The following is a 26,346-nucleotide window of genomic DNA, read 5'->3' on the forward strand; positions in this document are numbered from 1 at the left end:
CGAATGGGCCGGTACCCGCCCCGAGTTCGAGACCGTGTACTACCCGGGGCTCGCGTCCCACCCCGGCCATGACATCGCGGCCGCCCAGATGTCGTCGGTCGGCGGCATGGTGAGTCTGGCGCTCGCCGACGGTGCCGCGGCGGCGCGCGCCTATGCGGAGTCGACGCGCCTGTTCCAGCTCGCCGAGTCCCGCGGCGGTGTGGCGTCGCTCTGCGGCTACCCGCCCGAGATGACCCATGCCTCGGTGCGTGGCACGGCGCTGGCGGTGCCCGAGAACATCGTGCGACTGTCGGTCGGCATCGAGTCGGCCGGCGACCTCATCGCCGACCTGGAAGAGGCGCTCGGGCGCATCACACGTTGAGACGTGCCAGTCGAGCTCGGCGACGAACGGTGCACCGAGCGCTGCGGCGACCTCGCGTGCGATCCGCGCGTTCCGGGCGGCCGCCTCCTCGTCGCCGCGTGCTCGGTGCAGCAGCGTGAGGGCGGTGTCGACGGGACGAGACTGCAGGTGCCCTGCCACACACCGCACCCGGTCCACGGCTCGAGTTCGGCGAGGTACCGGTCGAACTCCGGTGCGGGAACTCCGGTGCGGGGACGGATGCCACGACCAGACCGTACCGGCCCGCCCCCGCGGTTCGCGCGCAATGATCGTGGCTGTGCGCACGCTGTTAGTGCTGGGCGGCGCACTGCGGGCGCTAGACTAGCACCTTCTCTCGCATCGTCGCGGCTTTCGTCCGCGCGGGCAGGCCGCCCGCTCCCGAAGGACTTCGTGACACCCTCCCCGTCTCACCCCGTGCCCGGCTCTGCCACCGGCGCGATCCGCACGCTCGGACCCGACCCGGCCACCGCACCGGTGATGCTGCACCCCGGCGACGCCATCTCCACCGGCCGCCGGGTGCTGTACATCATCCTGCTCGGGGCGCTCACGGCGCTCGGCCCGTTCACGATCGACCTCTACCTGCCGGCGTTCCCCGTGCTCGAGGCAGACTTCCACACGACGGCCGCGGCGATCCAGCTGACCCTCACCGGAACGATGATCGGGTTCGCACTCGGCCAGTTGATCGTCGGGCCGCTGAGCGACAAGGTGGGCCGCCGCATCCCACTGCTCGTCGTCACCGCCCTGCACGTGCTTGCCAGTACCGCTGCTGCCTTCGCGCCCACCCTCGAACTGCTGTCGGTCACCCGGGTGCTGATGGGCGCCGGGGCCGCCGCGGGCGGTGTCGTGGCCGCTGCGGTCGTGCGCGACCTGTTCGGCGGCCGGCGGCTGGTGGTCATGCTGTCGCGGCTGGCGCTCGTGTCGGGTGTCGCCCCGGTGCTGGCGCCGCTGCTGGGTTCTGCGCTGCTGCTCGTGATGCCGTGGCGCGGCATCTTCATCGTGCTTGCCGCCTACGGAGCGGTCATGCTCGTCTCGGCGATCATCTTCATCCCCGAGACCCTCCCGCCGGCCCGCCGCCACGACCGGGGAGCGACGACCGTGTGGCAGCGGTACCGCAGCGTGTTCTCCGACCGGGTGTTCCTCGGCGTGCTCGTGATCGGCGGAATGACGTTCAGCGGGCTGTTCTCGTACCTGTCGGCCTCGCCGTTCCTCTTTCAGGACGGCTACGGATTCGATCCGCAGCAGTACGGCGTGCTCTTCGCGGTGAACTCGCTCGGCGTCGTGCTCGGTGTGCAGACCGCGGCGCGCCTGGCTGCGCGGTTCGGGCCGCAGTGGGTGCTGGCCGTGTCGACGGCGGTGCTCGCCGCATCGGCGATCGCGATCGTTGCCGCCGATCAGCTGGGCGGGGGCCTGTGGGGTACGGTGATCCCGCTGTTCGTGTTCATGACCGCGTGCGGGTTCACCTTCCCGTGCGTGCAGGTGCTCGCGCTCGACCGGCACGGCAAGGCGGCGGGCACCGCGGCATCCGTTCTCGGCGCGATCAACTTCGGCGTCGCCGGCCTCGTCTCACCCGTGGTCGGCTGGATCGCGCAGGGCGCCGGCATCACGGCGACGACCATGGCATCGGTCATGGTCGGCTGCGCGGTGATCGGCATCCTCGCGCTGTGGCTGGTGGTGCGCCCACGCAGCGTCGAGATGCTGTCACCCTGATGTGCGCACCGGCTGCAGCCAGAAGAGCCGGACCGTGCGCCCGGATGCCGCGACCCGGCGAAGTCGGTGCCGCGCGGCCCTGCCCGTTGGGCGTGCACATGAGCGGACATCGCGCGGCTGACGGGACTTCGCGCCGGTGGTGTGCAGCACGAGCAGGGCGCTCAGCTGCACGGTTCCTCCCGTGAGGCGTTCGAGCACCCGCTCGACGGGGGTGGCCGCACGCGTGAGCCAGCGGCGTGGAAGGCACGGGTGAGGGTGCGGTGCAGGCACGCACGACATCGGTGACGGTTGCAGGCCCCATCATGGCGGGTGCGGGCGCGCGGTCTTTGACAAGATGGGCGGATGCTGCGCGCACAAGTGGGCCTGTGGGTCGGCGTCGCACTGCTCGCCGCGGCCGTGCTCGTGGGGGTCGGCATCCTGCTGGGCCTCGACAACGGCCCCCTCGGCATTGATCGGGCGTGGCAGGAGTTCCTCGTCTCGGTGCGCGGCCCGGTGCTGCTGTGGATCGCGTTCGCGATGGACCTGATCGGCGGCGGCTGGGTGGCGATCCTCGTCGTGCCGCTGGGGGTCGGGCTTGTGCTGGTGCTCGTGCGTCGTCCGTGGGCGGCGCTGTACTTCGTCGTCGCTGAGGCCGCCAGCGCGGGGCTCGTGCAGGTGCTCAAGCACCTCGTCGGCCGGGCGCGGCCCGAGGACATCCTCGTCGTGTCGGATTACGGGTCGTTCCCGTCGGGGCACGTGGCCAACGCGGCGACGATCGCCGTCGCGCTGCTCGTGGTCTTCCCCCGGGTGTGGACCGCGCTCGCGGCCGCCGCCTGGGTGCTGCTGATGGCGTTCTCGCGCACGTACGTCGGTGCGCACTGGCTGAGCGACACGCTCGGCGGCGCGCTCATCGGGGCCGCCGCGGCGCTCATCGCGGCCGCCGCGTTCGCGCGACCGCTCACCCGGGAGGCGGACGCTCGCTAGGCTGTGCGCCATGAGCACCGAAGCCGAACTCGCCCGCCTGCGCGCCGAGGCGGAGGTAGCCGAGGCGGCACTGAAGCTCGCCCAGGCCAAGGCGGCCCTGGCGGCTGCCGAGGCCGCTACCACTGCCGAACCCCCGGCCGCCGCCACCCCCGCCGTGGCATCCACAGCACCGGCCGTTGCCTCCACAGCGCCGGCCGCTGCCTCCACTTCGCCTTCGCCAGATCAGGAGTTCTTGCCAGCTCAGGACGGTTCGCCCGCGGATCCTCCTGTCTCCGCCAGAACGCCTGATTCGGGTGAGACGGCTGGGGGTGAGGCAGTTGGGAGTGAGGCAGCTGGGGGTGAGGGGCCATTGGATGCTGAGGAGGTCGCTGCCATCACGAAGGGCTATGCCTTCGAGGCGGCCACGCTCGACCTGGGGGCGCTCGTGAACACCGAGCCGGTGGCATCCGCGCAGATCCGCATCCCGCTCGGCATGATGAACCGTCACGGTCTCGTCGCCGGCGCCACCGGCACGGGCAAGACCCGCACCCTGCAGGGGCTGGCTGAGCAGCTGGCCGCCAAGGGTGTGCCGGTGTTCGCGGCCGACATCAAGGGCGACCTGTCGGGGGTCGCCACACCCGGCGAGCCCAGCGACAAGCTGCTGGCGCGCACGCAGGCGATCGGGCAGGACTGGGTGCCGGGGGCATCCGTCACCGAGTTCTTCGCGCTGGGCGGTATCGGCAAGGGCGTTCCCGTGCGGGCCACCGTCAGCGGCTTTGGTCCGCTGCTGCTGAGCAAGGTGCTCGGGCTGAACCAGACGCAGGAGTCCAGCCTCGGGCTGGTGTTCCACTATGCTGACGCGAATGGGCTGGCCCTGGTCGACCTGTCCGACCTGCGGGCCGTGCTCACGTATCTGACCAGCGACGAGGGCAAGGCCGAGCTGAAGGGCATCGGCGGGCTGTCGTCGGCGACCGCTGGAGTCATCCTGCGCGAGCTGATCACGTTCGCCGACGACGGGGCCGACGTGTTCTTCGGCGAGCCCGAGTTCGACGTCACCGACTTCCTGCGCACCGCCCCCGACGGGCGCGGCATCATCTCGCTGCTCGAGGTGCCGGGCATCATCGACAAACCCGCACTGTTCTCGACGTTCCTCATGTACCTGCTGGCCGAGCTGTTCGAGATCCTGCCCGAAGCGGGAGACCTCGACAAGCCGAAGCTCGTGTTCTTCTTCGACGAGGCGCACCTGCTGTTCAAGGACGCATCCAAGGACTTCGAGGCGGCGATCGTGCAGACCGTGCGGCTGATCCGATCAAAGGGCGTGGGCGTCTTCTTCGTGACGCAGACGCCGAAGGACGTGCCCTCCGAGGTGCTCGGGCAGCTGGGCTCGCGCGTGCAGCACGCGCTGCGGGCGTTCACCCCCGACGACGCGAAGGCGCTGAAGGCCACCGTCGGCACCTACCCGCGATCGGGGTACGACCTCGAGCGCGTGCTGCAGGAGCTCGGGACGGGCGAGGCGATCGTCACCGTCATGAGCGAGAAGGGCGCCCCGACGCCCGTGGCCTGGACGCGGCTGCGCGCCCCGCAGGGCCTCATGTCACCCGCGGCCGACCCCGACATCGAGCGCGTCATCAAGGCATCCCCGCTGCTGGCCACCTACGGCACGGCCATCGACCGCGAGTCGGCCCGCGAGATCCTCGCGGCGAAGATGAACGCGGCCGACGAGGCGGCCAGGGCCGAGCAGGCGGCGTTGGAGAAGGCGAAGGTGGATGCCGAGCTCGCCACGCAGCAGGCGGCCATCGACAAGGCGCAGGCCGCCGCCGAGAAGAAGGCCCAGGCCGAATACGACCGACTCATCAAGAAGACCGCGGGAACCTCGCGCACGTCGCGGAAGGCGGATGCCTCACTCGGCGATCTGCTCGGCTCGCGCGCGACGCAGACGCTGATCAACGGGGTGATCCGGGGGCTGTTCGGGACCGGTCGGCGCTGACGGACCTATTATCGAGACATGGCGACGAAGGCACCCCGCGACGACATCGATGAGACGAAGGTCAAGGTCTCAGCGCGCAAGAAGGTGGCCGTCGGCGTGCCCGCGGTGCTGCATGCGCTGCAGATCTCGTACGAGCAGATGGGCGTTACCCGCAGCGTCGAGACCCTGTTGCGGGTCAACCAGAAGGACGGCTTCGACTGCCCCGGGTGCGCGTGGCCCGAAGACGACAAGCGGCACATCGCCGAATTCTGCGAGAACGGCGCGAAGGCCGTCGCCGAGGAGGCGACGCTGCGACGCGTCGGCCCCGAGTTCTTTGCACAGCACTCGCTGGACGAGCTCGCCAAGCGCGATGACTGGTGGCTCGGCCAGCAGGGGCGACTGACGCATCCCATGGTCTTGGACGAGGATGCGACCCACTACCGTCCCATCTCGTGGGACGACGCCCTACAGCTGATCGCCAACGAACTGCGCGGGCTCGACGACCCGGACGAGGCGATCTTCTACACCTCGGGCCGCGCGTCGAACGAGGCGGCGTTCCTGTACCAGCTGCTCGTGCGCGGCTTCGGCACGAACAACCTGCCGGACTGCTCGAACATGTGCCACGAGTCGTCCGGCTCGGCGCTGACCGAGACGCTCGGCATCGGCAAGGGCACGGTCTCGCTCGACGACGTGTACAACGCCGACCTCATCATCATCGCCGGGCAGAACCCGGGCACCAACCACCCCCGCATGCTGAGCGCGCTCGAGAAGGCCAAGCGCAACGGCGCAGAGATCGTCGCCGTCAACCCGCTGCCCGAGGCCGGACTCGTGCGGTTCGAGAACCCGCAGACGGTCAAGGGCGTGATCCTCGGTGGCACGAAGATGGCCGACGAGTTCGTGCAGATCCGGCTCGGGGGAGACCAAGCGCTGTTCCAAGCGATCGGCAAGCACCTGCTCGAGTACGACGCCGAGCACGGGGGAGTGCTCGACACGGCGTTCATCGCGGATCATACGAGCGGCTTCGAGGAGTACCGGCAGGCGATGGCCGAGGTGTCCTGGCGCGAGCTGGTGGCGGCCACTGGCATCCCCGAGAGCGCACTGCGGAGCGTGGCCGAGAAGGTGCGCACCGCACCGTCGACCATCGTGTGCTGGGCGATGGGCCTCACCCAGCACAAGCATTCGGTGCCGATGCTGCGCGACATCGTCAACGTGCTGCTGCTGCAGGGCAACATCGGCCGGCCCGGTGCCGGGGTGTGCCCCGTGCGCGGGCACTCGAATGTGCAGGGTGACCGCACGATGGGCATTTACGAGAAGCCGTCCGAGGCGTTTCTCGCCGCGCTCGACGAGGAGTTCTCGTTCTCTGCGCCGCGCCCGCACGGGCACGACACCGTCGAGGCGATCCGCGCGATGCGCGACGGCAGGGCAAGGTTCTTCATGAGCATGGGCGGCAATTTCGTGTCGGCCACGCCCGACACCGCCGTCGTAGAGCAGGGGATGCACAACCTCGACCTCACCGTGCACGTGTCGACCAAGCTCAACCGCTCGCACGTCGTGACGGGGAAGCGCGCTCTGATCATCCCGACACTCGGCCGCACCGACCGCGATCGGCGGGCCGGCCGCGACGGGGCGGTGGCCGAGCAGAAGGTGACCGTCGAGGACTCGATGGGAGCCGTGCACGCCTCGCGTGGGCGCCTCGCGCCGCCGGCGGACGACATGCTCAGTGAGGTGGCGATCATCGCGCGGCTGTGCGCACTGCTGTTCGGCCCTGCGCCAGAGGTTGTGTCAGAAGGTGTGTCGGAGGCTGTGCCAGAACAGGAGTTTTCGCCTGCGCAGGAGGAAACCGGCCCGGATCATCCTGCCTCCGCAGGAGCTCCTGTTTTCGAGGAGCAGGTGGGGAATGTGCCGCAGGCGGATTGGGCAGAGCTCGAGGGGGACTACGCGCTGATCCGCCAGCACATCGCGAACGTCGTGCCCGGGTTCGCCGCCTACGAGCAGAAGGTCGACAAGGGGCGCACACTGCACCTGCCCAACGGGCCGCGCGACGGACGCATGTTCGCCACGGCGACGGGCAAGGCGATGTTCACGGTCAACCCGCTCGAGTATCCCTTCATCCCGCACGGGCGTCTGCTCCTCCAGACGCTGCGCTCGCACGATCAGTACAACACCACGATCTACGGCAAGGATGACCGCTATCGCGGCATCACCGGCGGCCGGCGGGTCGTGATGGTCAACCCGAAGGACATCGCCGAGCTGGGCTTCGTCGACGGCGAGATCGTCGACATCGTCTCGGAGTGGTACCCCTCGACAGGCTCGGGGAGCGGGACAGGCTCGGGGAGCGGGACAGGCTCGGGGAGCGAGACAGGTATCGAGGAGCGGCGGGCCGAAGAGTTCCGCATTGTCGCGTACGACACCCCGCGCGGCAACGCCGCGGCGTACTACCCGGAGACGAACGTGCTCGTGCCCCTGGATTCGACGGCGGATGTCTCGGGCACGCCGACCTCGAAGTCGATCATCGTGCGGCTCGAACGGCGTTGAGCAACTCGCCTCGTGGGCAAGGCGCTGATCAGAACGGCGGGTCGTCGCCGTAGGACGGCGGATTGAGCCGGTTGCGGGTGTGCATGCCGAGCAGCACCGGCGGGATGTCGGGTCTCGTCTCGAACCCGGTCGGTGAGCGCAGTGCAACCGTGCGTCGCCCCGTCGCCGGTAGCGCAGCCGTATGGTGCCCGTGGTCAGGTTCTTCGGCGCACAGAACCCGCGGTCAGCAGCATCCGGATCGCACTGAGGTCGTCGACCGGCTCGTCGCCCTCGCCCCGCAGCAGTGGTTCGGTATTCGTACTCCTGGGTGCACCGCTGAGAGGGAGCCGTCCACCGGCTCAGGCCGGGCACCGCGTAGGGTGGAACCGTGGACCACTCGCCGCGGAGCGGCCCGGGGCTCCGCCTTGTCTTCGCGGCCCCCGCGGCCGTGCTGCTCCTTCTGGGATTGAACGCCGGACTTCTGCTCATAGGCGTGCCCATGCCGCTGCCCACCGAGCGACTGCCCGACCTGCACGCGCCCCTGCTCGTGTTCGGATTCGTCGGCACGCTCATCAGCCTCGAGCGTGCCGTCGCCCTGCGCACCGCATGGGCGTATGCCGCGCCGGCCCTGTTCGCGATCGGCGCCATCGCGCTGCTGGTGCCCCTGCCGCTCCTCGTCGGACAGGCGATCATCGCCGTCGGCGCGATCATGCACTGCGCGCAGTACGCCGCGATCTGGCGGCGCCAGCCCATGACCGCGACCGCCGTGCAGGGCGTGGGCGCCGTGCTCGCTGTCACGGCCGCCCTCGCCTGGTGCGGCGACGTGCCGCCGGCGTGGCTCGTGCCTCAGCTGGCGGCATTTCTCGTACTCACCATCGCGGGCGAGCGTCTGGAGCTCGCCCGCATCTCGAACCCGGGGCGCCGGGCCGAGAACCAGCTGTTGTGGCTGGGCGTGGGGCTCGCCGCATCCACTCTGCTCTCCCTCACCATGCCGGCGGTGGCCGTGCCCTTCGCCGGGACCGCCCTGGTCGCGATCGTCGCATGGCTCGTGCGGTACGACGTCGCGCGCGCGACGCTCCGCCAGCCGGGGCTGCCGAAGTACGTCGCGGTGTGCCTGCTCACCGGGTACGCGTGGCTCGTGGTCGCCGGTCTCGGGTGGCTGCTGGGCGGCGCCCGCACCGAGGGGGCACTGTACGACGCGACGACGCACGCGATCTTCCTGGGCTTCGTGATCACGATGATCATGGCTCACGCGCCGATCATCCTGCCCGCGGTGCTGCGGGTCCGCATCCCGTACCACCCGGCGCTGTACGTGCCGGTCGCGCTGCTGCAGGCATCGCTGCTCGTGCGCGTTGTCGTCGGCGACGCGTGGGGGATCCTGATCGGCCTGCAGGTCGGCGGCATCGGAGCCGCCGCAGCGATGGTGTTGTTCGGTGTCACCGCGATCACGGTGGCGCTGCGGGATCCGCAGAGAGCGAGGAAGAACCGTGTCGAGGCGTGACTGGTACCTGATCACCAACGCGGTGGTGCTGGGGTGGATCGTGCTCGCGATCGTCGCCGTCGGCGTGCACCGCTCCATCGACCAGCCGCTGTGGCTCATGGTGCACCTGCCGCTGCTGGGTGCGGCGACCGCCGCCATCCTCATCTGGTCGCAGCACTTCGCCGATACGCTGCTGCGCTGCACGGCGCCCGGCGGGCGCGCGGGGCTGGGCATCCGCCTGGGCGCGCACACGATCGGCGCACTGCTCGTCGTCGCCGGCGTGCTGACGGCCGCCTTCCCGCTCGTCGTGGCCGGCGCCATCGTCGTGGGTGCGGCGATCGTCGCGCACGCGGTGCTGCTCGGCATCCAATCGCGCAGCGCCCTGCCCTCGCGCTTCGGGCAGCTCGTGCGCTACTACATCGCCGCCGCCGTCGTCTTCCTCGCCGGCATCGCGATCGGCGCGGTGATGGCGGGCGACCCGACGCTCACCGGACGGCTCGTCACCGCGCACCTGGTGCTGAACGCGTACGGCTGGATCGGTCTGACCGCCCTCGGCACCCTCGTGCTGCTGTGGCCCACGGTGCTGCACGCACGTATTCCCGACTCCGCCGATGCCGCCGCGCGGCTCGCGCTGTGGGTCCTGCTCGGCGGGCTCGTGCTGGCCGCCATCGGGCCCCTCGCCGACCTGCAGGCGCTCGTCGCCGTGGGCATGGCCGTCTGGGTCGCCGGCGCACTGCTGATCGCTCGCGAAGGATGGCGTGAAGCGCGGGCCATGCCGCCGGGCACGTTCGCCGGGTGGAGCCTGGCCTGCGCGTTCGCGTGGGTCGTCGGCGCCGCGGCGACGCTCGCCGTGCAGGCGGCGATCACGCCCGACTGGGCTGCACTGCGCGACCTGTACCTTGTCGTACTGGGCCCGCTCGTGGCCGGGTTCGCCGTGCAGCTGGTCAGCGGGGCGCTCAGCTACCTGCTGCCGGTCGTCGCGATGGGCAGCCCCGCCGGCGCGAAGGTCGGGGCGGAGGTGCTCGACCGGGGCTGGGCGTTCCGCGTCGTCGCGTTCAACGGGGCGATCGTGCTGTACCTGCTGCCGATGCCGAGTCTGGTGCGCGTGCTGCTGTCGTTCGTTGCGGCGGGCGTCGTCGTCGCCTTCCTGGTGCTCATGATCCGTGCGCTCGTGGTCGGGCGTCGGGTGCGGCGCGGCGAGGGCGCCCACCCGGATCGCAGCGGACGGGTGGGGATCGGGATGCCGACGGCAGCCGCGCCGACGCGACCCCGCGGGGCCGGCGGTCTCGTCGCCGGCTTCGCCGTGCTCGCCCTGTGCGTCGCCGGCGGCGTGGCCGCCGACCCTGCCGCGGCCGGCATCGGTGTCGCCGGGTCGACCGACGGCATTGTCGCCACGGGCGAGACCACATCGGTCACCGTGCAGGTGCAGGGCATGCGCTTCACGCCCGACGTCATCGAGGTGCCGGTCGGCAACACTCTCGAGGTCACGTTCGAGAACACCGGAACCGACGTGCACGACCTCACCTTCGGCAACGGCGTGCGCACTGCCCGCCTGGCGCCCGGCGCCTCGGAGACCGTCGATGTCGGCGTCATCGGCGCCGACATGGCCGGCTGGTGCTCGATCGCGGGGCACCGGCAGATGGGCATGGAGCTGACCGTCGTCGCCGTCGGGGCGCCGGAGGGCACCGCACAAGAGCACGGTGCCGCGACCGACGGCCCGAGCGCCGCCGAGGACATCGACCTGGGTGGCACGGCGCCCGACGACGCGTTCGAGGCCTGGCCGGCCGCGCTCGCTCCGGCTCCGGACGAGACCGTGCACCGAGTGACCCTGGACGCCGAAGAGGTGGTGCAGGAGGTGGCTCCCGGCATCCGGCAGGAGCGCTGGACCTTCGGCGGCACCGCGCCCGGGCCGACCCTGCGCGGAAAGGTCGGCGACACGTTCGAGATCACGCTCGTCAACGACGGCACGATCGGGCACTCGATCGACTTTCACGCCGGCTCGCTCGCCCCGAACCAGCCCATGCGCACGATCCGGCCAGGCGAGACGCTGACCTACACGTTCACCGCGACGCAGGCGGGCATCTGGATGTATCACTGCTCGACCGTGCCGATGTCGATGCATATCGCCAACGGCATGTACGGCGCGGTCATCATCGACCCGCCGGATCTCGAGCCCGTCGACCGCGAGTATCTGCTCGTGCAGGGCGAGCTGTACCTCGGGCCGCAGGACGGGACGGCGGATGCCGATGCGCTCGCCGCCATCGCGCCCGATCTCGTGGCCTTCAACGGCTACGCCGATCAGTACGTGCACCGGCCGCTCGAGGCATCCACCGGCGAACGCGTGCGGGTGTGGGTGCTGGATGCCGGACCCAACGTCGCCTCGTCGTTCCATGTCATCGGCGGCCAGTTCGACACCGTGTACCATGAGGGTGCCTACCAGCTGCGGGCCGACGAGCCGGGCGGTTCGCAAGCGATTGCGCTGCAACCCGCACAGGGCGGATTCGTCGAACTCGTGTTTCCCGAGGCGGGCGACTACCCGTTCGTGACCCACATCATGAGCGACGCAGAACGGGGAGCGCGGGGAGTCTTCCACATCGGCTGACGCACGCGATCGCATGACATACCAGATGCAAGGGGTGACGCCGCGCCGCGTGCGCCGATAGCGGAAGCGCACGGCGGGAGCCCCCAACGAAAAGGAGACTACGTGCCCACGAGTACCCCCGTCACCGAGACGTCCCGGTCGGAGAGCCCTGACCTGCGCGGCGGACTCGGCCAGGTCATCATCGCCACCATCGCCTCGACCGTGGGCTTCTGGGCCTGGATGGCGATCGCGCCGCTGCAGAACATCTACGCCGAGGAGATGGGTCTCGACCAGGGACGGATCTCGATCATGCTCGCCATGCCGGTGCTCGTCGGGGCGCTCGGACGCATCGTCGCCGGAGCGATGACCGACCGGTTCGGCGGGAGGAAGATGTTCGCGGCCATCCTGCTGCTGGGTGTGCCGGCCGTGCTGCTCGTCGCCGTCGCCGGGCTCATCGGCAGCTACCCACTGCTTCTGCTCGGCGGCTTCGTGCTCGGCATCCCCGGAACCATCTTCGCGGTCGGCATCCCGTTCTCGAGCGCATGGTTCCCGGCGCGGCAGCGGGGTCTTGCGACCGGCATCTTCGGCATGGGCATGATCGGCACCGCCGTGTCGGCCTTCTTCACCCCGCGCCTGGCCGAGTGGATCGGCTACTTCCCGACGCACCTCGTCATCGTCGGGGCCATGGTGGTGTGTGCGGTCGTCGTGTGGTTCGGTATGCGCGAGTCGCCGGTCTGGCGGTCGAGCCGCGAGCGGCTCGTCCCCAAGGTCACGGGTGCGCTGAAGCTGCTCATCACGTGGGAGATGTCGTTCCTCTACGCCATCGTGTTCGGCGGGTTCGTGGCGTTCTCGACCTATCTGCCCAAGTACCTGCTGACGATCTACTCCGACGACGTCGACCCCGTGGGCGCCGGCACCCGCACCGCGCTGTTCGCCGCCGCCGCCGTCATCGCCCGACCGATCGGCGGCGTGCTGGCCGATCGGCTCGGACCCAAGGCCGTCTCGCTCGTCTCGCTCGCGGGCATCGTCGTCACCGCGTACGGGGTCGGCCAGCAGCCGCCCGAAGGCGTGCTCACGGGGGTGGTGTTCCTGCTCATGGCCGCAGCGATGGGGCTCGGCATGGGCGCCGTGTTCGCCTGGATCGGCCCCTCGACGCCGCCGGACAAGGTCGGCGCGGTGACCGGTGTCGTCGCCGCCGCCGGTGGCCTCGGCGGATACTTCCCGCCGCTCGTCATGGGAGCCACCTATCACGCCGACAGCGGTTCCTACGCGCTGGGATTGTGGCTGCTCGTGCTCGTCGGCTCGGTCGCCCTCGTCGTGGCCGGCATGCTGCGCGATGCCCGACCGAAGAAGTAGCCCGCCCCTCCGTAGACTGGGTGCATGTCGATCAGGGTCGCGGTGGTGACCGTCTCGGACCGCTCGGCGGCGGGCGAGCGGGTCGACGAAGGCGGTCCGATCGCGGTGGCGGCGCTGCGCGATGCGGGGTTCGCCTGCGACGACGCGATCGTCGTGCCGGACGGAGCCGAGTCGGTGGTATCCGCGTTGCGCGGCGCGCTCGCCGAGGGCGCCCGGCTGATCGTGACCACCGGCGGCACGGGTGTCGGTCCGAACGATCGCACACCCGAGGGCACCGCACAGGTGATCGAGCGCCAGGTGCCCGGCATCGCCGAGGAGCTGCGCCGCCGCAGCGCCGCCGAGAAGCCCGCGGGCATGCTGTCGCGCGGTCTGGCCGGGGTCGCCGGCGGCGCGCTCATCGTGAACCTGCCGGGGGCGCCGAAGGCTGTGGCATCCGGGATGCCCGTGATCGTATCGGTCGCCCGCCACGTCATCGATCAGCTCAGCGGAGGTGACCACCCGTGACCGTGCGGCGCGCGGCGATCAGCACCGATCCCCTCGACCTCGCCGCGCACCTCGCGCTGGTCGACGACGGCGCGGTGGGCGCGGAGTGCACGTTCGTGGGGCGGGTGCGCGACCACGATCCGGATGCCGTGGGCACCGTCGTCGCGCTCGAGTACAGCTCGCACCCCGATGCCGAGGCGACGCTGCGCCGACTCGCCGTCGATGCCGTCGGCGACACCGGTGCGATCGTCGCCGTGAGCCACCGTGTCGGCCGCCTCGCCGTCGGCGACGCCGCGGTGATCGTGTGCGTCGCCGCCGCGCACCGCGGTGAGGCGTTCGAGGTGTGCCGGGCGCTCATCGAGTCGATCAAGCGCGGGCTGCCGGTGTGGAAGCGTCAGGTCGAGGACGACGGCACGACGGCCTGGAAGGGTCTCGGCGGCTGAGCGTCGCCCTGTGTGCGCGGATCAGCCCCCCGCGAAGGGCGGCAGCACGTCGACGGTCGCCTCCTCGGTGAGCACCGTGTCATCGCCCACGCGCGCACCGTCGACGAGCACCGCACAGCGGGGGAGCACGCCGACGAGCCCGGGGTACTGGGCGACCAGCGCCTCGCGCAGTGCGCCCAGCGTCGGCTCGCCGCGGGGCTCCTCGGCCAGCCCCGCCGCCTCTTCGGCCGCCGCGAAGTACCGGACCTTCACGAGCGCCATCCGGCCGCCAGCTCGGTGATCGCCTGCACCGCCGAGCGCACCTCCTCGGGCGACCCGCCGGCGCGTCCGGCGACCAGTCCCGCGACGTAGGCGCTGAACGGTGCGGCCGGCCGCGCGACTCCGACGGAGACATCGCGCGCGAGGTCCAGGATCAGCGAGATCGGCACGTCGTCGGGGCCCAGGTCGAACCGTTCGCGCAACGCATCGGCCCATTCGTCGAGGGCCTCGGGGGGCAGGTGCTCAGCCATCGAATCGCTCCTTCGCTCGCTTCAGATCCTCCCATGTATCCACGTCATCGGTCGCATCCGGTGCGGTGACGACGGCGATCGCGAGGTCGTCGAGCAGGGCGCGCACGGGAAGATTGCGCCCGTGCGAGGGGAGAGTGGATGCCGCGTCCCGCAACGCCGCGGTGCGGTACGCACCGGTGAGCCACTGCGGGCGGCTGGACGCATCGGCCAGGCACACGCCGTCGGTGCCGGCGGGAACCAGCGTCAGGTCGGCGACGAGCCGGGCGACGGCGAGGTCGGCGCGGGCCAGATCGCACGCGAGTAGGAACGTCCATGCCGGGTCGTCGCGCCACGACTCCAGCGCGGCGACGATCCCGGCCGCTGGGCCGCCGAACGGCGGATCCTCACGCACCCAGTCGACGGGCAGGCCGGGGTCGAGCACGGGTCCGACGACCGTGATCGGGCGGGCACCGGCATCGCGCACCGCGTCGACGGCCGTACGCATCAGGGTGCGCCCGCCGACCTCGAACAGCGGCTTGGCGGCGCCGCCCACTCGTGTCGCGCGGCCGCCGGCGAGGAGGATCGCGCCGATGCCGCGTGTCGTCTCGACGCCCCCGGCGTTTCGCTCGACGACCGACAGCGGGTTCAACGAGCGTGGCCCTCGTCGGGGCGGACCCAGGTGCCGGAGCGCCCGCCCTCCTTCGCGGTGAGGCGCACGTGCTCGATCGACGTCGCCTTGTCGAGGCCCTTGACCATGTCGACGACGGCGAGTGCCGCGACCGAGACGGCGGTGAGCGCCTCCATCTCTACCCCGGTGCGGTCGGCGGTGCGCACGGTCGCCTCGATCTCGACGCCGTCATCGACGATCTGCAGGTCGACGACGCAGCCGTGCACGCCGATGACGTGCGCCAGCGGCAGCAGGTCGGGGGTGCGCTTGGCGGACTGGATGCCGGCGATGCGCGCGACCGCCAGCACGTCGCCCTTCGGTACTGCGCCGTCGCGCAGCGCCGAGACGACCTCGGGTACGCAGCGCACGAGTCCGCGCGCGGTCGCAGCGCGCAGGGTGGGGGTCTTGGCGGTGACGTCGACCATGCGGGCGTGGCCGGCGTCGTCCAGATGCGTGAACGTCATGAGATCAGCATGACATCGACGAGGTCGCCCGGTGCGACCTCGTCGACGTCTGCGGGCACGACCGCCAGCGCCTCGGCGCGGGCCAGCCCGCCGACCAGGTGCGATCCCGATCCGCCGGCGGTGGCGGGGCGCAGGGTCCACCGGGCGGGGTCGCTGCGGTCGATCGCCGCGGGCAGGTATTGCCGACGCCCGGGAGGCGTGCGCCAGCCGGATGCCGCGGGCAGCCGCAGCACGGCACGGTCCAGCACCGTGCGCCCCTGCAGGGCGAGCAGCGCGGGGCGCACGAACACCTCGAACGACACCGCGGCACTGACGGGGTTTCCCGGGAGCCCGAACAGCAGCGCGCCCGACTCTGCGTCCGGAGCCCGTCGAAGGACGCCGAACCCCTGCGGCTTGCCGGGCTGCATCGCGATCTTCGAGAACGTCATCGCGCCGGCCAGCGTGTTCTTCACGACCTCGTAGGCGCCTGCGCTGACCCCGCCAGAGAACACGACGGCATCGACGCCGCCGGTCAGCTCGACGACGAGAGCGGCCAGTCCGCGCTCGTCGTCGCTCACGCTCGCCCGTCGCGCGACCTCCGCACCCGCTGCGGTGGCGAGCCCGGCGAGCAGCTCACTGTTCGACTCGGGGATCTGCCCGCGCCGCAGCGGCAGGCCCGGTGCCACGAGCTCGTCGCCGGTGGAGACGACGGCCACGCGGGGCCGGCGGCCGACGAGCAGGTCCGGGATGCCGGCGGCCGCCGCAGCGCTGAGCTGGAACGCCCCGAGCTCGACGCCGGCGGGCAGCAGCTCGTCGCCGACGACGGCGTCCTCGCCGCGGCGCCGGATGTGGGCGCCGACGCGTGCCGGTGCGCGCCGTACGGCGATCTCGGCGAGCGAGTCGGCGAGCCCGCCGGTGGTGTCTTCGAAGGGCACGATCGCGTCGGCGTCGGCGGGCACGGGGGAGCCGGTCATGATGCGGGCCGCCTCGCCCGGCCCCAGGGGCGGATCGAGCGCGGTGCCGGCCGGGAGGTCGGCGACCACGCGCAGGCGCACCGGCGCGTCCGGCGCCGCGGCGACGACGTCGGCGAACCGCACGGCGAACCCGTCCATCGCGGAGTTGTCGAACACGGGGATGTCGACGTGTGTGCGCAGTGCCTCGCGCAGGGTGCGACCGGTGGCGGCGGCCACCGGTATCCGCTCACCCGGCAGCGGCCGGACGGCCGCGAGCACCTCGGCGCGTTGCTCTTCGACCGTGCGCAGGCCGCTCACGAGACCACCGCGGGGGTCACGGTGGCACCGGTCCAGGCCGCCATGCCGCCGCCGAGCACGGACGCCTCGATGCCCGCCGTCTGCAGCGCCTCGACCGCCCGGCGCGCGCGCACCGATGTCTGGCAGACGACGATCGCGGGTGCGGCGACGCCGGGGCCGGCGCCGCCCACGCGCTCGAGCAGCTCGCCGAGCGGGAGGTGCACGGCACCGGGGATCATGCCGCCGGCGACCTCGTGCGCCTCGCGCACGTCGATGACGACGGCTGCGTCGGCGATCGCGTCGGCGGACACGAACGGCACCGGCGCCGGTGCTGCGGCGGGCACGTCGGGCGCCACCGCGCGGTGCAGCGGCACCTCGCGGTGCCGCGCCGTGAGGGCGTCGATGAGCAGCACGCGCCCCAGCAGCGGCTCGCCGATGCCGGCGATGAGCTTGATCGCCTCGGTCGCCAGCAGACCGCCCACCTGCAGGCACAGCGCGCCCAATACGCCCACCATGGCGCACGTGGGCGGCTCGCCGGCGCTGTCGCGCGGGTGCAGATCGGTCAGGTGCACCGGCTCGACACCGTCGGGAGGCGCCGACCAGAACACCGTGACCTGGGCGTGGAACTCCTGTACCGCCCCCCACACGAGCGGGATGCCGAGCCGCTCGCATCCGATGGCGACGTCCTGCCGGGTGTCGATCGTGTCGGCGCCGTCGACGACGAGGTCGGCGCCGGCGAGCAGAGCGGCGGCATTGCCGGCGTGCAAACGCTCGCGGACCTCTACGACGTGGGTCTCGGGCGAGAGGTCGGACGCCACGCGCACCGCGCTGGCCGTCTTCGGCGCGCCGACGTCGGCATGGCGGTGCACGACCTGTCGCTGCAGGTTGCTCGCATCGACGACATCGTCGTCGATGACGGTGATCGTGCCGACCCCGGCGGCGGCGAGCGCCAGGATCACGGGCGAGCCGAGTCCGCCGGCGCCCATGACGGCCACGTGCGCGGCGCGCAGGCGGCGCTGCCCGGTCTCGCCGAGCGCGGCCAGACTGCGGTGCCGCGTGGTGCGGGCGCGCTCGGCCTCCGAGAGGCGGGCGACGGGCTCGACGATCGGTGGCAGTGGCATGGTCACAGGCTAACTCTGACCCGCGGGTCCGACACCGCAGGTCCCATTGTGTGCGCATGCACGGGAGAAACGGCATAAAACATCCGCAAATACGGATACGATGGGGGAATGCAGACATACAAGATCGCCGACGCGGCCCGACTGCTGGGGGTCAGCGACGACACGGTGCGCCGCTGGGTCGACCAGGGGGTGCTGCCGGTCACAGGGACGAGCCCGGCACAGATCGACGGAGCGGCGCTCGCCGTGCACGCCGTGGAACTTGCCCGCGCGCCCGAGGGTGTGGGCGACCTCGCCTCGAGCGCACGCAACCGGTTCGTCGGGCTCGTCACCCGCATCCAGGTCGACGGTGTCATGGCGCAGGTCGACATCCAGGCGGGGCCGCACCGGGTCGTCTCGCTCATGTCGGCCGAGGCCGTACGCGAGCTCGCCCTCGAGCCGGGCTCGCTCGCGGTCGCCGTCGTCAAAGCGACCACCGTCATCATCGAGACGCCGAAGGGTGCCGCAGAATGAAGCTCCGCCGATCCGTCGCCGCCGCGGTCGCGGCGGCATCCCTCGTGCTCGCGCTCGCCGGCTGCACCACTGCGTCGTCGCCCGCCGCGACCACCCCACCGGTGTCGGTGGGAGCCAGCGGCGAGCTGCGGGTGTTCGCCGCCGCGTCGCTGAAGGCCTCGTTCGACGAGATCGCCGCCGCCTTTGGCGACGAAAACCCCGACGTGACGGTCGTGCCGATCGTCTACGACGGGTCGAGCACCCTGGCCACGCAGATCATTGAGGGCGCCCCCGCCGATGTGTTCGCCTCGGCCAACGAGGCGAACATGGACAAGGTGACGGATGCCGGCATGGCCACCGGTGCCGAACTGTTCGCCACGAACACACTCGTTGTGGCGGTGCCGGCCGGGAACCCGGGGGCAGTGACCAGCCTCGCCGATCTGGCCGATCCCGGCCTGACCGTCGTGCTGTGTGCGGCGGAGGTTCCCTGCGGCGACGCCTCGCAGACACTGCTGACCGATCAGGGTGTGGCCGTCACGGCGGCCAGCTACGAGCAGAACGTCACTGCGGTGCTCACCAAGGTCGCCGCGGGCGAGGCCGACGCCGGGCTCGTGTACGCTACCGACGTCGTCGGCCAGGACGTCGAGAGCTTCGTGCCCGATGGTGCCGACGCCGTCGTCAACCGGTACCCGATCGCCGCGTTGCGCGACGCGGGCAACCCGGATGCGGCGGCCGCCTTCGTCGCCTACGTGCGCGGATCGCAAGGCCAGGAGGTGCTGCAGGCCCACGGGTTCGGCGCGCCGTGACCTCGCATGCGCGTGCGGCGGTCGGCTTCGTGCCGCCCGTTCTCGCGCTGCCCGCTGTGCTCGGGCTGGCCCTGCTCGTGCTGCCGCTGCTGGCGCTCATCGGACGGGTGGACTGGACGACGCTGTGGGCCGACATCACCTCGCCGACAGCCCTCAGCGCCTTGGGCCTGTCGCTCGGCACAGGGCTCGTCGCCACGCTGTGCTGCGTTGTGCTGGGGGTTCCGCTCGCGCTCGTCATCGCCCGGTCGGGGCCGCGAATCTCGGCGGTGCTGCGAGCGATCGTGACGATCCCCCTGGTCATGCCGCCCATGGTCGGCGGTGTGGCGCTGCTCTTCCTGCTCGGTCGCACGGGGCCGGTCGGGTCGCTGCTCGATCAGTGGTGGGGCATCCGCATCCCGTTCACCACGACCGCCGTCGTGCTCGCGCAGATCTTCGTCGCGCTGCCGTTCCTCGTGCTCGCCCTCGAGGGGTCGATGCGCACCTCCGGCACCGGCTACGAGCGTGCCGCGGCCACCCTCGGGGCGCGTCGGTGGACGATCCTGCGCCGGGTGACCCTTCCCCTGGCGCTGCCCGGCCTGATCGCCGGGGTGATCCTGTGCTTTGCGCGGGCCATCGGCGAGTTCGGCGCCACGGCGTTGTTCGCGGGCAACGCGCCCGGGGTGACGCAGACGATGCCGCTGGCGATCTACACCGCGTTCAACGGCTCGGGTGTCGACCAGGGCACGGCCGTCGCTCTGTCACTGCTGCTGCTGGTGACCGCGATCGCCGTGCTGTTGCTCGTGCGTGCGTGGCGCCCGGGAGCGCAGCAGTGACGGGCGGGATGCTGGCGGCCCGCGTGGCCGTGGGGCGCCGCGGCGACTTCCGCCTCGATGTCGCCGTCGATGCCGCACCCGGCGAGACCGTCGCGATCATGGGGCCGAGCGGAGCGGGCAAGTCGACGCTGCTCGCGGCGATCGCCGGGCTCGTCCGCATCGACGACGGCGCTGTGAGCGTCGACGACCGTGTCGTCGCCGACGCCCGCCGGCACGTGCCGCCTGCCGAGCGCGGCATCGTGCTGCTCGGGCAGGAGCCGCGACTGTTTCCGCACCTCAGCGCCCGCGAGAACGTCGCCTTCGGCCCGCGTGCCCGCGGCGTCGCCCGCGACGAGGCACGGCGCGACGCCGACGAGTGGATGCGGCGGGTCGGCCTGCCGGGTATGGGCGACCACCGTCCCGCCGAGCTGTCGGGCGGCCAGCAGCAGCGCGTCGCTCTGGCCCGTGCGCTCGCCGTCGAGCCGGAGGTGCTGCTGCTCGACGAGCCGTTCACCGCGCTCGACCCCGAGACCGCCGGCGACCTGCGTGCGCTGCTGCACGAGCAGCTGAATGCGACGGGGTCCACCGCGCTGATCGTCACCCATGACGCGATTGATGCCGCCGCGCTGGCCCGGCGGCTCGTGCTGGTCGAAGACGGCGTGGTAACCCAGCAAGGGCCGGTCGCCGACGTGCTGTCGCTGCCCGCGACGCGCTTCGCCGCGGCACTGGCCGGCACCAACCGGCTCGTCGGGGTGGCGGATGGCGGCGGTTTCGCTCCGGCAGGCGGCGACGGCAGGATGCGGCTGGTCGCCGCCGACTCCGTATCGCGGGCGGCCGCGGCGACCGACGGTGCCGCACTCGCCGCCCTCGTGCGGCCAGCGGCGGTGCAGCTGCAGCGGGCAGCCGGTGCGTCGTGGACCGATGCGCTGGCGCTGGCCGCCGAGCCCGAGACGGGGGCGTGGGTCGCGCGGGTCGTGCGTCTCGAGCAGACGCCCGCGGGTGCCCGGGTCCACACCGCGGAACCGGCCGTCGCGGTCGATGTGCCCGCGGACGCGATCGCTGCGCTGGGCCTGGTGCCGGGGGTCCCGGTGCAGCTGCGCGTCGACCCGGCCGACGTGCGGCTGCTGCGCGTTCAGCGCTGACCGGTCAGTGGTCTTCGCCCTCGGCCTGCGAGGGGTGACGCTCGTACCAGACGGGCACGTGCAGGAAGTCGAAGGCGTCGGAGTCGTGAGTGTCGGAAGTGTGCATGACTTCACTCTCGGATACACGCACGAGCAGTGAGCGCCGTCGGGAGGGTAAACCTCTGTCGTTCCTGCACGGGTTGGAAAGAAACGATGTTCTTGCGAGGTGAATCCCCGAAGGGACATCGGTTCTCGCGATGACCCGTGATCCCGGTATGCGGGGTAGCCTCGGTCTATGGTTGCGGTTCCCGTCGTGCTCGAGACGCGGCGCGCCCAGGCCGCCGCACCAAGGGAGGTTCCCACCTCCGGCCCGCTCGTCGACACGCACGGGCGCGTACACCGCGACCTGCGCATCTCACTCACCGACCGGTGCTCGCTGCGCTGCACGTACTGCATGCCCGAGCAGGGAAACGAGTGGCTGGCACGCACGAGCATCCTCACCCTCGACGAGATCGAGCAGGTCGCGCGCGTGGGCGCCACCCTCGGCATCTCGACCTTCCGGCTCACCGGCGGCGAGCCACTGCTGCGCCCCGACATCGTCGAGGTGGTGCAGCGCCTGGCCGCGATCGAGGGGCCGGGCGGTCCCGTCGAGCTGGCGATGACGACGAACGGCATCCGGCTGCGCGAGTACCTGCCGGCGCTCGCTGCCGCGGGGCTGCAGCGACTGAACATCTCGATCGACACGCTGGATCGGGCCCGCTTCCGCGAGCTGACTCGTCGCGACCGACTGGACGACGTGCTCGACGGGATCGCGGCCGCGGCCACCTCGGGCCTGCATCCGCTCAAGCTGAACACCGTCGCGATGCGCGGGGTCAACGAGGACGAGCTCGTCGATCTCGTCGCCTTCGCGCTCGCCCACGACGCCGAGCTGCGATTCATCGAGCAGATGCCGCTGGACGCCGGGCACACCTGGAGCCGCGACAGCATGGTCACGCGCGACGAGATCCTCGAGGTCCTCGCCCGGTGCTGGGACCTGACCCCGCTGCCCGGGCGCGGCGGAGCGCCGGCGGAGCGGTTCCTGCTCGACGGGGGACCGGCGACGGTGGGCGTCATCGCCTCGGTGACCGCGCCGTTCTGCGGCGACTGCGACCGACTGCGTCTCACCGCCGACGGACAGCTGCGCAACTGCCTGTTCTCGACGTCGGAGTACGACCTGCTGCCGGCCCTGAGGAGCGGCGGGGGCGATCAGGCGATCGAGGCGATGCTGCGCTCGTGCGTGCACGGCAAACTTCCCGGTCACGCGATCAACGACCCCTCCTTTCTGCAGCCCGCACGCGGGATGAACGCGATCGGCGGGTAACCCCACCGGCGCGATGCGGGGCTACCATGACGCCATGGGCAGGATCACCGCCAGGCGTCCCGTCGTGAAGATCGCGCTGGGCTCTCCCGCGAACCGCCGCGCCGACACCCTCGCCGTCGAAGAGCCGCTCGAGATCCGTGTCGGCGGCGTGCCGCTCGCGGTGACCATGCGCACACCGGGCCACGACGTCGAGCTGGCCGCGGGCTTTCTCGTGTCTGAGGGCGTGATCTCGCACGGCGGCCAGTTCCGGTCGGCGATCCACTGCGCCAGCCCTGCGACAGGCCCTTCGACACGCTCAGGGAGCGGGAGCGGCGGCGAGAACACCTACAACGTGCTCGATGTCACCCTGACACCGGGAGTGCCGGTGCCGACGCCGAACCGCAACTTCTACACGACCAGCTCGTGCGGGGTGTGCGGCAAGGCCTCGATCGACGCCGTCGAGACCGTCTCGTCATACGACGTGGCCATCGACGCCGCGACCGTCGACGCGCTGATCCTCACCGGTCTTCCCGAGCAGCTGCGCGCGCAGCAGACAGTGTTCGACAAGACGGGCGGCCTGCACGCGGCGGCGCTGTTCGACGCTGCCACCGGCGAGTTGCTCGTGCTGCGGGAGGACGTGGGCCGCCACAACGCCGTCGACAAGGTGATCGGCTGGGCTCTGCTGGACGACCGGCTGCCTCTGTCGGGCACGGTCCTGCAGGTGTCTGGCCGGGCCAGCTTCGAGCTCGTGCAGAAGGCGGTGATGGCAGGCATCCCGATCCTCACCGCCGTGTCGGCGCCGTCGTCGCTGGCGGCAGAGCTGGCCGAGGCATCCGGTCTCACCCTCGTCGGATTCCTGCGCGGCAGATCGATGAACATCTACACGAGACCAGACCGTATCGTCACGGTGTGAGGCCGGCCACCGTAGAATCAGCGGGGAACCCCGTCTTCGAGCGCGCAGCAGCGCGTCCCTTCAGGAGCGCACCTATGAACACCCCCGTCGACGTCCACCGCCGCAACTGGATCGCCCGCGAAGAGCAGGCCGAACGCATGATCCCGCTCGTCGGCGGGCTGTACCGCAACCACGGCGTGGTCACCTCGATCCACGGCCGCCGGCTCATCGCGCTCTCGTCGGTCGACCTGCTCAAGGCGCACAAGTTCGCGCGTCAGGCCGGTGCCGACGAGCTGTCGCTCGACGACTCCACGCGGATCCTGGAGGCCCTGCTCGCTCTGCGCCCGGGTCCGGCGTCGCTCGACATCGCCCGCCTGCACCAGGCGTACGTCGATCGTGGCGGCGACGCCGACCTCGTCGACTTCCTGCGCGGTGAGCTCGCCGAGATCCTCGTGAACGGCGAGGACCCCGGGGCGCCCAAGGACGTCGTGCTCTACGGGTTCGGCCGCATCGGGCGGCTGCTGGCCCGACTGCTCATCGGCCACGCCGGCAGCGAGTCGGGCCTGCGTCTGCGCGCGATCGTCGTGCGCAAGGGCAGCGAGGACGACCTCACCAAGCGTGCGAGCCTGCTGCGCCGCGACTCGGTGCACGGCCCGTTCGCCGGCACGATCGTGGTCGACAAGGAGAATGACACGATCCTCGCCAACGGCACGCTGATCCAGGTCATCTACTCGAATGACCCCGCCACCGTCGACTACACCGCGCACGGGATCCACGACGCCATCGTCGTCGACAACACCGGCCGCTGGCGCGACCGCGAAGGGCTCGGCCAGCATCTGCAGGCGAAGGGTGTCTCGCGCGTGCTGCTGACCGCGCCGGGCAAGGGCGACATCAAGAACATCGTCTACGGCATCAACCAGGATCAGGTCGGCGACGACCGCATCCTCTCGGCCGCGTCGTGCACGACGAACGCGATCACCCCGGTGCTGGCCGCCCTCGACGAGGCGTACGGGGTGCAGCGTGGGCACGTCGAGACTGTGCACTCGTACACCAACGACCAGAATCTCATCGACAACTTCCACAAGGGCAGCCGCCGGGGCCGCTCGGCGGCGCTGAACATGGTCATCACCGAGACCGGTGCCGCGAAGGCCGTCGCGAAGGCGCTGCCGAAGCTGGCCGGCAAGCTCACGGGCAGCGCGATCCGCGTGCCCACGCCGAACGTGTCGCTCGCGATCCTCAACCTCACGCTCGACCGGCCGGCACCGCGCGACGAGTTGAACGGCTACCTGCGCGCGGTGTCGCTGCATTCGAAGCTGCGCCAGCAGGTCGACTACATCGAGTCGCCCGAGGTGGTCTCCACCGACTTCGTCGGCTCGCACCGGGCCGGCATCGTCGACGGGCTGGCCACGATCGCCGACGACGACAACGTCGTGGTCTACGTCTGGTACGACAACGAGTTCGGCTACAGCTGCCAGGTGGTGCGAGTGATCGAGCGGATGGCCGGCACCCACCCCGTGGTGCTGCCGACCCGTCTGAACGTGACGCTCGAGACCGTCAAGGAGATGACGCAGGCATGACCGCCGGTCCCGAGGGCGTCGTCGACGAGGCCCCCGCGTATCCGGCGAAGCCGCTCATCGTGTCGTTCCTGCTCGACGCGGTGCTCGTCGTGGTGTTCGCGGCGATCGGCCGGGCCAGCCACGGCGAAGACATCCTGTTCGGACTGTGGGACACGTCGTGGACGTTCCTGCTCGCGCTCGTCGTCGGCTGGGCCGTGACCTTCGCGTGGCGTGCACCGACGGCCCTGCTGCGCACGGGCGTGCCGGTGTGGGCGATCACCGTCGCCGGCGGCATGTTGCTGCGGGCGCTGAGCGGTCAGGGCGTGCAGGTCGCGTTCGTCGTGATCGCCGCACTCGTGCTGCTGCTCTTCCTCGTCGGATGGCGACTGATCGCCGCGGTGATCACGCGCCGCTCGCGCCGCGGCTGACGCGATCCGCCCGCGGCAGCGGCATCCGTGCCTACGATGGCAGAAGTGGAGGGCCGGATGCTTCAGGTGCGCGTGGCGGGCGTGGCGTTGGACGCCTCGGGGCAGCATGTGCTGCTGCTCAAGCCCATCGACGAGCTGCCTGGCTCGGGACGCATCCTGCCGATCTGGATCGGCCAGATGGAGGCCACGTCGATCCTCGTCGCGGTCGAGGGTGCCGAGGTGCCTCGCCCGCTGGCGCACGATCTCATGCTGCGGCTGCTCGACACCGCGGGTGCCGAGCTCGTGCAGGTGGGCATCGCCCGCATCGACGATGGCACGTTCTACGCTGAGGCGACGGTCTCGACCTCGGGCGGTGCGCAGGTCGTCGACGCCCGCCCGTCGGATGCCATCGCACTGGCCTCGCGGGCGGCGGTGCCGATCCTGGTCGCGGACGAGGTGATGATGGACGCCGGTGTGCCCGACTTCCTCCCCGAGGAGGACGTGTCGGAGCGACTGGACGAGTTCAAGCGCTTTCTCGACGACATCGAGCCCGAGGACTTTGCGGGCCCCGACGACTGAACGGAGCACGAGCATGGCACGTATTCTCATCGTCGGAGGGCACGGCAAGGTCGCCCTCCTGCTGGCCCCGCAGTTGGTCGCCCGCGGCGACACGGTGACCTCGGTCATCCGCAATCCCGCCCACGACGCAGAGGTCGCCGCGACGGGCGCCGCGCCGCTGGTCGCCGACGTGGCGCAGCTCGACACCGACCAGCTGACGAACATCGTCGCAGGCAACGACGTCGTCGTCTGGTCGGCCGGTGCCGGCGGCGGCGACCCGCAGCGCACGTACGCGGTCGACCGCGACGCGGCGATCCGGTCGATGGATGCAGCCGCGGTCGCGCAGGTGAGTGTGGCCCGCATCGCCGAGGGCACGTTCGACGCTGAGGCGACGGTCTCGACCTCAGGCGGTGCGCAGGTCGTCGCCGCCCGCCCGTCGGAGGCCACCGCACTGGCCTCGCGGGCGGCGGTGCCGATCCTGGTCGCGGACGAGGTGATGATGGACGCCGGTGTGCCCGACTTCCTCCCCGAGGAGGACGTGTCGGAGCGACTGGACGAGTTCAAGCG

General features: G+C 71.3%; 26 protein-coding genes. 20 read left to right on the forward strand and 6 right to left on the reverse strand.

The annotated features are described in order from the left end of the window. The 10 genes from ACK5IN_RS03055 to ACK5IN_RS03100 all read left to right on the forward strand — a co-directional run. Positions 1 to 361, forward strand: a 361-nt coding sequence (locus tag ACK5IN_RS03055; protein ID WP_416894748.1) for a PLP-dependent transferase, incomplete at its 5' end; no start/stop codon positions are given. 495 nt (positions 362 to 856) lie between these two features. After that, the gene (locus ACK5IN_RS03060) at positions 857 to 2,086 is read left to right on the forward strand and encodes a multidrug effflux MFS transporter (RefSeq protein WP_416894773.1); all 1,230 of its coding nucleotides are present in this window, start codon (positions 857 to 859) and stop codon (positions 2,084 to 2,086) included. A gap of 342 nt (positions 2,087 to 2,428) precedes the next feature. Then, a complete protein-coding gene (locus ACK5IN_RS03065) occupies positions 2,429 to 3,049 on the forward strand; it encodes a phosphatase PAP2 family protein (RefSeq protein ID WP_416894749.1) in 621 nt (206 codons plus the stop codon). Positions 3,050 to 3,059: 10 nt separating this feature from the next. Beyond that, positions 3,060 to 5,015, forward strand: a complete 1,956-nt coding sequence (locus tag ACK5IN_RS03070) for a helicase HerA-like domain-containing protein (RefSeq protein WP_416894750.1) — start codon at positions 3,060 to 3,062, stop codon at positions 5,013 to 5,015. 18 nt (positions 5,016 to 5,033) lie between these two features. Further along, on the forward strand, positions 5,034 to 7,529 hold the full coding sequence (locus tag ACK5IN_RS03075; protein ID WP_416894751.1) for an FdhF/YdeP family oxidoreductase: 2,496 nt from the start codon (positions 5,034 to 5,036) through the stop codon (positions 7,527 to 7,529). 478 nt (positions 7,530 to 8,007) lie between these two features. Continuing rightward, entirely contained in the window at positions 8,008 to 9,009 is a 1,002-nt protein-coding gene (locus ACK5IN_RS03080) for a hypothetical protein (RefSeq protein WP_416894752.1), read from the forward strand. Beyond that, a complete protein-coding gene (locus ACK5IN_RS03085; protein ID WP_416894753.1) occupies positions 8,996 to 11,590 on the forward strand; it encodes a multicopper oxidase domain-containing protein in 2,595 nt (864 codons plus the stop codon). The genes ACK5IN_RS03080 and ACK5IN_RS03085 overlap by 14 nt, the downstream gene beginning before the upstream one ends. Positions 11,591 to 11,692: 102 nt before the next feature. After that, the gene (locus ACK5IN_RS03090; protein WP_416894754.1) at positions 11,693 to 12,925 is read left to right on the forward strand and encodes an MFS transporter; all 1,233 of its coding nucleotides are present in this window, start codon (positions 11,693 to 11,695) and stop codon (positions 12,923 to 12,925) included. 24 nt (positions 12,926 to 12,949) lie between these two features. After that, the gene (locus ACK5IN_RS03095; RefSeq protein ID WP_416894755.1) at positions 12,950 to 13,429 is read left to right on the forward strand and encodes a MogA/MoaB family molybdenum cofactor biosynthesis protein; all 480 of its coding nucleotides are present in this window, start codon (positions 12,950 to 12,952) and stop codon (positions 13,427 to 13,429) included. After that, entirely contained in the window at positions 13,426 to 13,851 is a 426-nt protein-coding gene (locus tag ACK5IN_RS03100) for a molybdenum cofactor biosynthesis protein MoaE (RefSeq protein WP_416894756.1), read from the forward strand. The genes ACK5IN_RS03095 and ACK5IN_RS03100 overlap by 4 nt, the downstream gene beginning before the upstream one ends. A 21-nt stretch (positions 13,852 to 13,872) precedes the next feature. Here the strand turns inward: ACK5IN_RS03100 and ACK5IN_RS03105 are convergent, their stop codons facing one another. Genes ACK5IN_RS03105 through ACK5IN_RS03130 form a run of 6 tightly spaced genes read right to left on the reverse strand, consistent with a single transcriptional unit; the run spans position 13,873 to position 17,820 of the window. Continuing rightward, positions 13,873 to 14,112, reverse strand: coding sequence for a MoaD/ThiS family protein (locus ACK5IN_RS03105; RefSeq protein ID WP_416894757.1), 240 nt, complete (start codon positions 14,110 to 14,112; stop codon positions 13,873 to 13,875). Then, positions 14,100 to 14,360, reverse strand: coding sequence for a DUF6457 domain-containing protein (locus ACK5IN_RS03110; RefSeq protein ID WP_416894758.1), 261 nt, complete (start codon positions 14,358 to 14,360; stop codon positions 14,100 to 14,102). The genes ACK5IN_RS03105 and ACK5IN_RS03110 overlap by 13 nt, the downstream gene beginning before the upstream one ends. After that, positions 14,353 to 14,988 (reverse strand): molybdenum cofactor guanylyltransferase, encoded by a 636-nt coding sequence (gene mobA, locus ACK5IN_RS03115; protein ID WP_416894759.1) that lies wholly within the window; start codon positions 14,986 to 14,988, stop codon positions 14,353 to 14,355. The genes ACK5IN_RS03110 and mobA overlap by 8 nt, the downstream gene beginning before the upstream one ends. Then, the gene (gene moaC, locus ACK5IN_RS03120) at positions 14,985 to 15,470 is read right to left on the reverse strand and encodes a cyclic pyranopterin monophosphate synthase MoaC (RefSeq protein WP_416894760.1); all 486 of its coding nucleotides are present in this window, start codon (positions 15,468 to 15,470) and stop codon (positions 14,985 to 14,987) included. The genes mobA and moaC overlap by 4 nt, the downstream gene beginning before the upstream one ends. Further along, positions 15,467 to 16,720: a gephyrin-like molybdotransferase Glp gene (glp, locus tag ACK5IN_RS03125; protein WP_416894761.1), complete on the reverse strand. Its 1,254-nt coding sequence runs from the start codon at positions 16,718 to 16,720 to the stop codon at positions 15,467 to 15,469. Before glp ends, moaC begins: the two co-directional genes overlap by 4 nt. Further along, on the reverse strand, positions 16,717 to 17,820 hold the full coding sequence (locus ACK5IN_RS03130; RefSeq protein ID WP_416894762.1) for a ThiF family adenylyltransferase: 1,104 nt from the start codon (positions 17,818 to 17,820) through the stop codon (positions 16,717 to 16,719). Before ACK5IN_RS03130 ends, glp begins: the two co-directional genes overlap by 4 nt. Positions 17,821 to 17,928: 108 nt before the next feature. On the opposite strand from ACK5IN_RS03130, the gene ACK5IN_RS03135 reads away from it, so the two are divergent. The 10 genes from ACK5IN_RS03135 to ACK5IN_RS03180 form a co-directional block, all read left to right on the forward strand. After that, the gene (locus ACK5IN_RS03135) at positions 17,929 to 18,330 is read left to right on the forward strand and encodes a TOBE domain-containing protein (RefSeq protein WP_416894763.1); all 402 of its coding nucleotides are present in this window, start codon (positions 17,929 to 17,931) and stop codon (positions 18,328 to 18,330) included. Continuing rightward, on the forward strand, positions 18,327 to 19,115 hold the full coding sequence (modA, locus tag ACK5IN_RS03140) for a molybdate ABC transporter substrate-binding protein (RefSeq protein ID WP_416894764.1): 789 nt from the start codon (positions 18,327 to 18,329) through the stop codon (positions 19,113 to 19,115). The genes ACK5IN_RS03135 and modA overlap by 4 nt, the downstream gene beginning before the upstream one ends. Then, positions 19,112 to 19,927, forward strand: coding sequence for an ABC transporter permease (locus ACK5IN_RS03145; RefSeq protein WP_416894765.1), 816 nt, complete (start codon positions 19,112 to 19,114; stop codon positions 19,925 to 19,927). The genes modA and ACK5IN_RS03145 overlap by 4 nt, the downstream gene beginning before the upstream one ends. Next, entirely contained in the window at positions 19,903 to 21,048 is a 1,146-nt protein-coding gene (locus ACK5IN_RS03150; RefSeq protein ID WP_416894766.1) for a sulfate/molybdate ABC transporter ATP-binding protein, read from the forward strand. Before ACK5IN_RS03145 ends, ACK5IN_RS03150 begins: the two co-directional genes overlap by 25 nt. Before the next feature lie 274 nt (positions 21,049 to 21,322). Beyond that, complete coding sequence (moaA, locus tag ACK5IN_RS03155; protein WP_416894767.1) at positions 21,323 to 22,387, forward strand: GTP 3',8-cyclase MoaA; 1,065 nt, start codon at positions 21,323 to 21,325, stop codon at positions 22,385 to 22,387. A gap of 34 nt (positions 22,388 to 22,421) precedes the next feature. Further along, positions 22,422 to 23,279, forward strand: coding sequence for a formate dehydrogenase accessory sulfurtransferase FdhD (gene fdhD, locus ACK5IN_RS03160; protein WP_416894768.1), 858 nt, complete (start codon positions 22,422 to 22,424; stop codon positions 23,277 to 23,279). A gap of 74 nt (positions 23,280 to 23,353) precedes the next feature. After that, positions 23,354 to 24,835 carry a glyceraldehyde-3-phosphate dehydrogenase gene (locus tag ACK5IN_RS03165; RefSeq protein ID WP_416894769.1) on the forward strand — a complete coding sequence of 494 codons (1,482 nt, stop codon included), beginning with the start codon at positions 23,354 to 23,356 and terminating at the stop codon, positions 24,833 to 24,835. Further along, the gene (locus ACK5IN_RS03170; protein ID WP_416894770.1) at positions 24,832 to 25,242 is read left to right on the forward strand and encodes a DUF3054 domain-containing protein; all 411 of its coding nucleotides are present in this window, start codon (positions 24,832 to 24,834) and stop codon (positions 25,240 to 25,242) included. The genes ACK5IN_RS03165 and ACK5IN_RS03170 overlap by 4 nt, the downstream gene beginning before the upstream one ends. 45 nt (positions 25,243 to 25,287) lie before the next feature. Then, positions 25,288 to 25,800, forward strand: a complete 513-nt coding sequence (locus ACK5IN_RS03175; protein WP_416894771.1) for a bifunctional nuclease family protein — start codon at positions 25,288 to 25,290, stop codon at positions 25,798 to 25,800. A gap of 13 nt (positions 25,801 to 25,813) precedes the next feature. Then, a partial coding sequence (locus tag ACK5IN_RS03180; RefSeq protein ID WP_416894772.1) for a bifunctional nuclease domain-containing protein occupies positions 25,814 to 26,346 on the forward strand: 533 nt, incomplete at its 3' end.

This window comes from Microbacterium sp., from assembly GCF_047971895.1.
In the GTDB taxonomy this organism is placed as follows: domain Bacteria; phylum Actinomycetota; class Actinomycetes; order Actinomycetales; family Microbacteriaceae; genus Microbacterium.

Coding starts and splice junctions, on each gene's coding strand:
- ACK5IN_RS03075 (WP_416894751.1), top strand. CDS start 5,034: ATGGCGACGAAGGCACCCCGCGACGACATCGATGAGACGAAGGTCAAG.
- ACK5IN_RS03105 (WP_416894757.1), bottom strand. CDS start 14,112: ATGGCGCTCGTGAAGGTCCGGTACTTCGCGGCGGCCGAAGAGGCGGCG.
- ACK5IN_RS03070 (WP_416894750.1), top strand. CDS start 3,060: ATGAGCACCGAAGCCGAACTCGCCCGCCTGCGCGCCGAGGCGGAGGTA.
- ACK5IN_RS03170 (WP_416894770.1), top strand. CDS start 24,832: ATGACCGCCGGTCCCGAGGGCGTCGTCGACGAGGCCCCCGCGTATCCG.
- ACK5IN_RS03165 (WP_416894769.1), top strand. CDS start 23,354: ATGAACACCCCCGTCGACGTCCACCGCCGCAACTGGATCGCCCGCGAA.
- ACK5IN_RS03135 (WP_416894763.1), top strand. CDS start 17,929: ATGCAGACATACAAGATCGCCGACGCGGCCCGACTGCTGGGGGTCAGC.
- ACK5IN_RS03060 (WP_416894773.1), top strand. CDS start 857: ATGCTGCACCCCGGCGACGCCATCTCCACCGGCCGCCGGGTGCTGTAC.
- ACK5IN_RS03080 (WP_416894752.1), top strand. CDS start 8,008: ATGCCGCTGCCCACCGAGCGACTGCCCGACCTGCACGCGCCCCTGCTC.
- moaC (WP_416894760.1), bottom strand. CDS start 15,470: ATGACGTTCACGCATCTGGACGACGCCGGCCACGCCCGCATGGTCGAC.
- ACK5IN_RS03095 (WP_416894755.1), top strand. CDS start 12,950: ATGTCGATCAGGGTCGCGGTGGTGACCGTCTCGGACCGCTCGGCGGCG.
- ACK5IN_RS03110 (WP_416894758.1), bottom strand. CDS start 14,360: ATGGCTGAGCACCTGCCCCCCGAGGCCCTCGACGAATGGGCCGATGCG.
- modA (WP_416894764.1), top strand. CDS start 18,327: ATGAAGCTCCGCCGATCCGTCGCCGCCGCGGTCGCGGCGGCATCCCTC.
- ACK5IN_RS03130 (WP_416894762.1), bottom strand. CDS start 17,820: ATGCCACTGCCACCGATCGTCGAGCCCGTCGCCCGCCTCTCGGAGGCC.
- fdhD (WP_416894768.1), top strand. CDS start 22,422: ATGGGCAGGATCACCGCCAGGCGTCCCGTCGTGAAGATCGCGCTGGGC.
- moaA (WP_416894767.1), top strand. CDS start 21,323: ATGGTTGCGGTTCCCGTCGTGCTCGAGACGCGGCGCGCCCAGGCCGCC.
- ACK5IN_RS03065 (WP_416894749.1), top strand. CDS start 2,429: ATGCTGCGCGCACAAGTGGGCCTGTGGGTCGGCGTCGCACTGCTCGCC.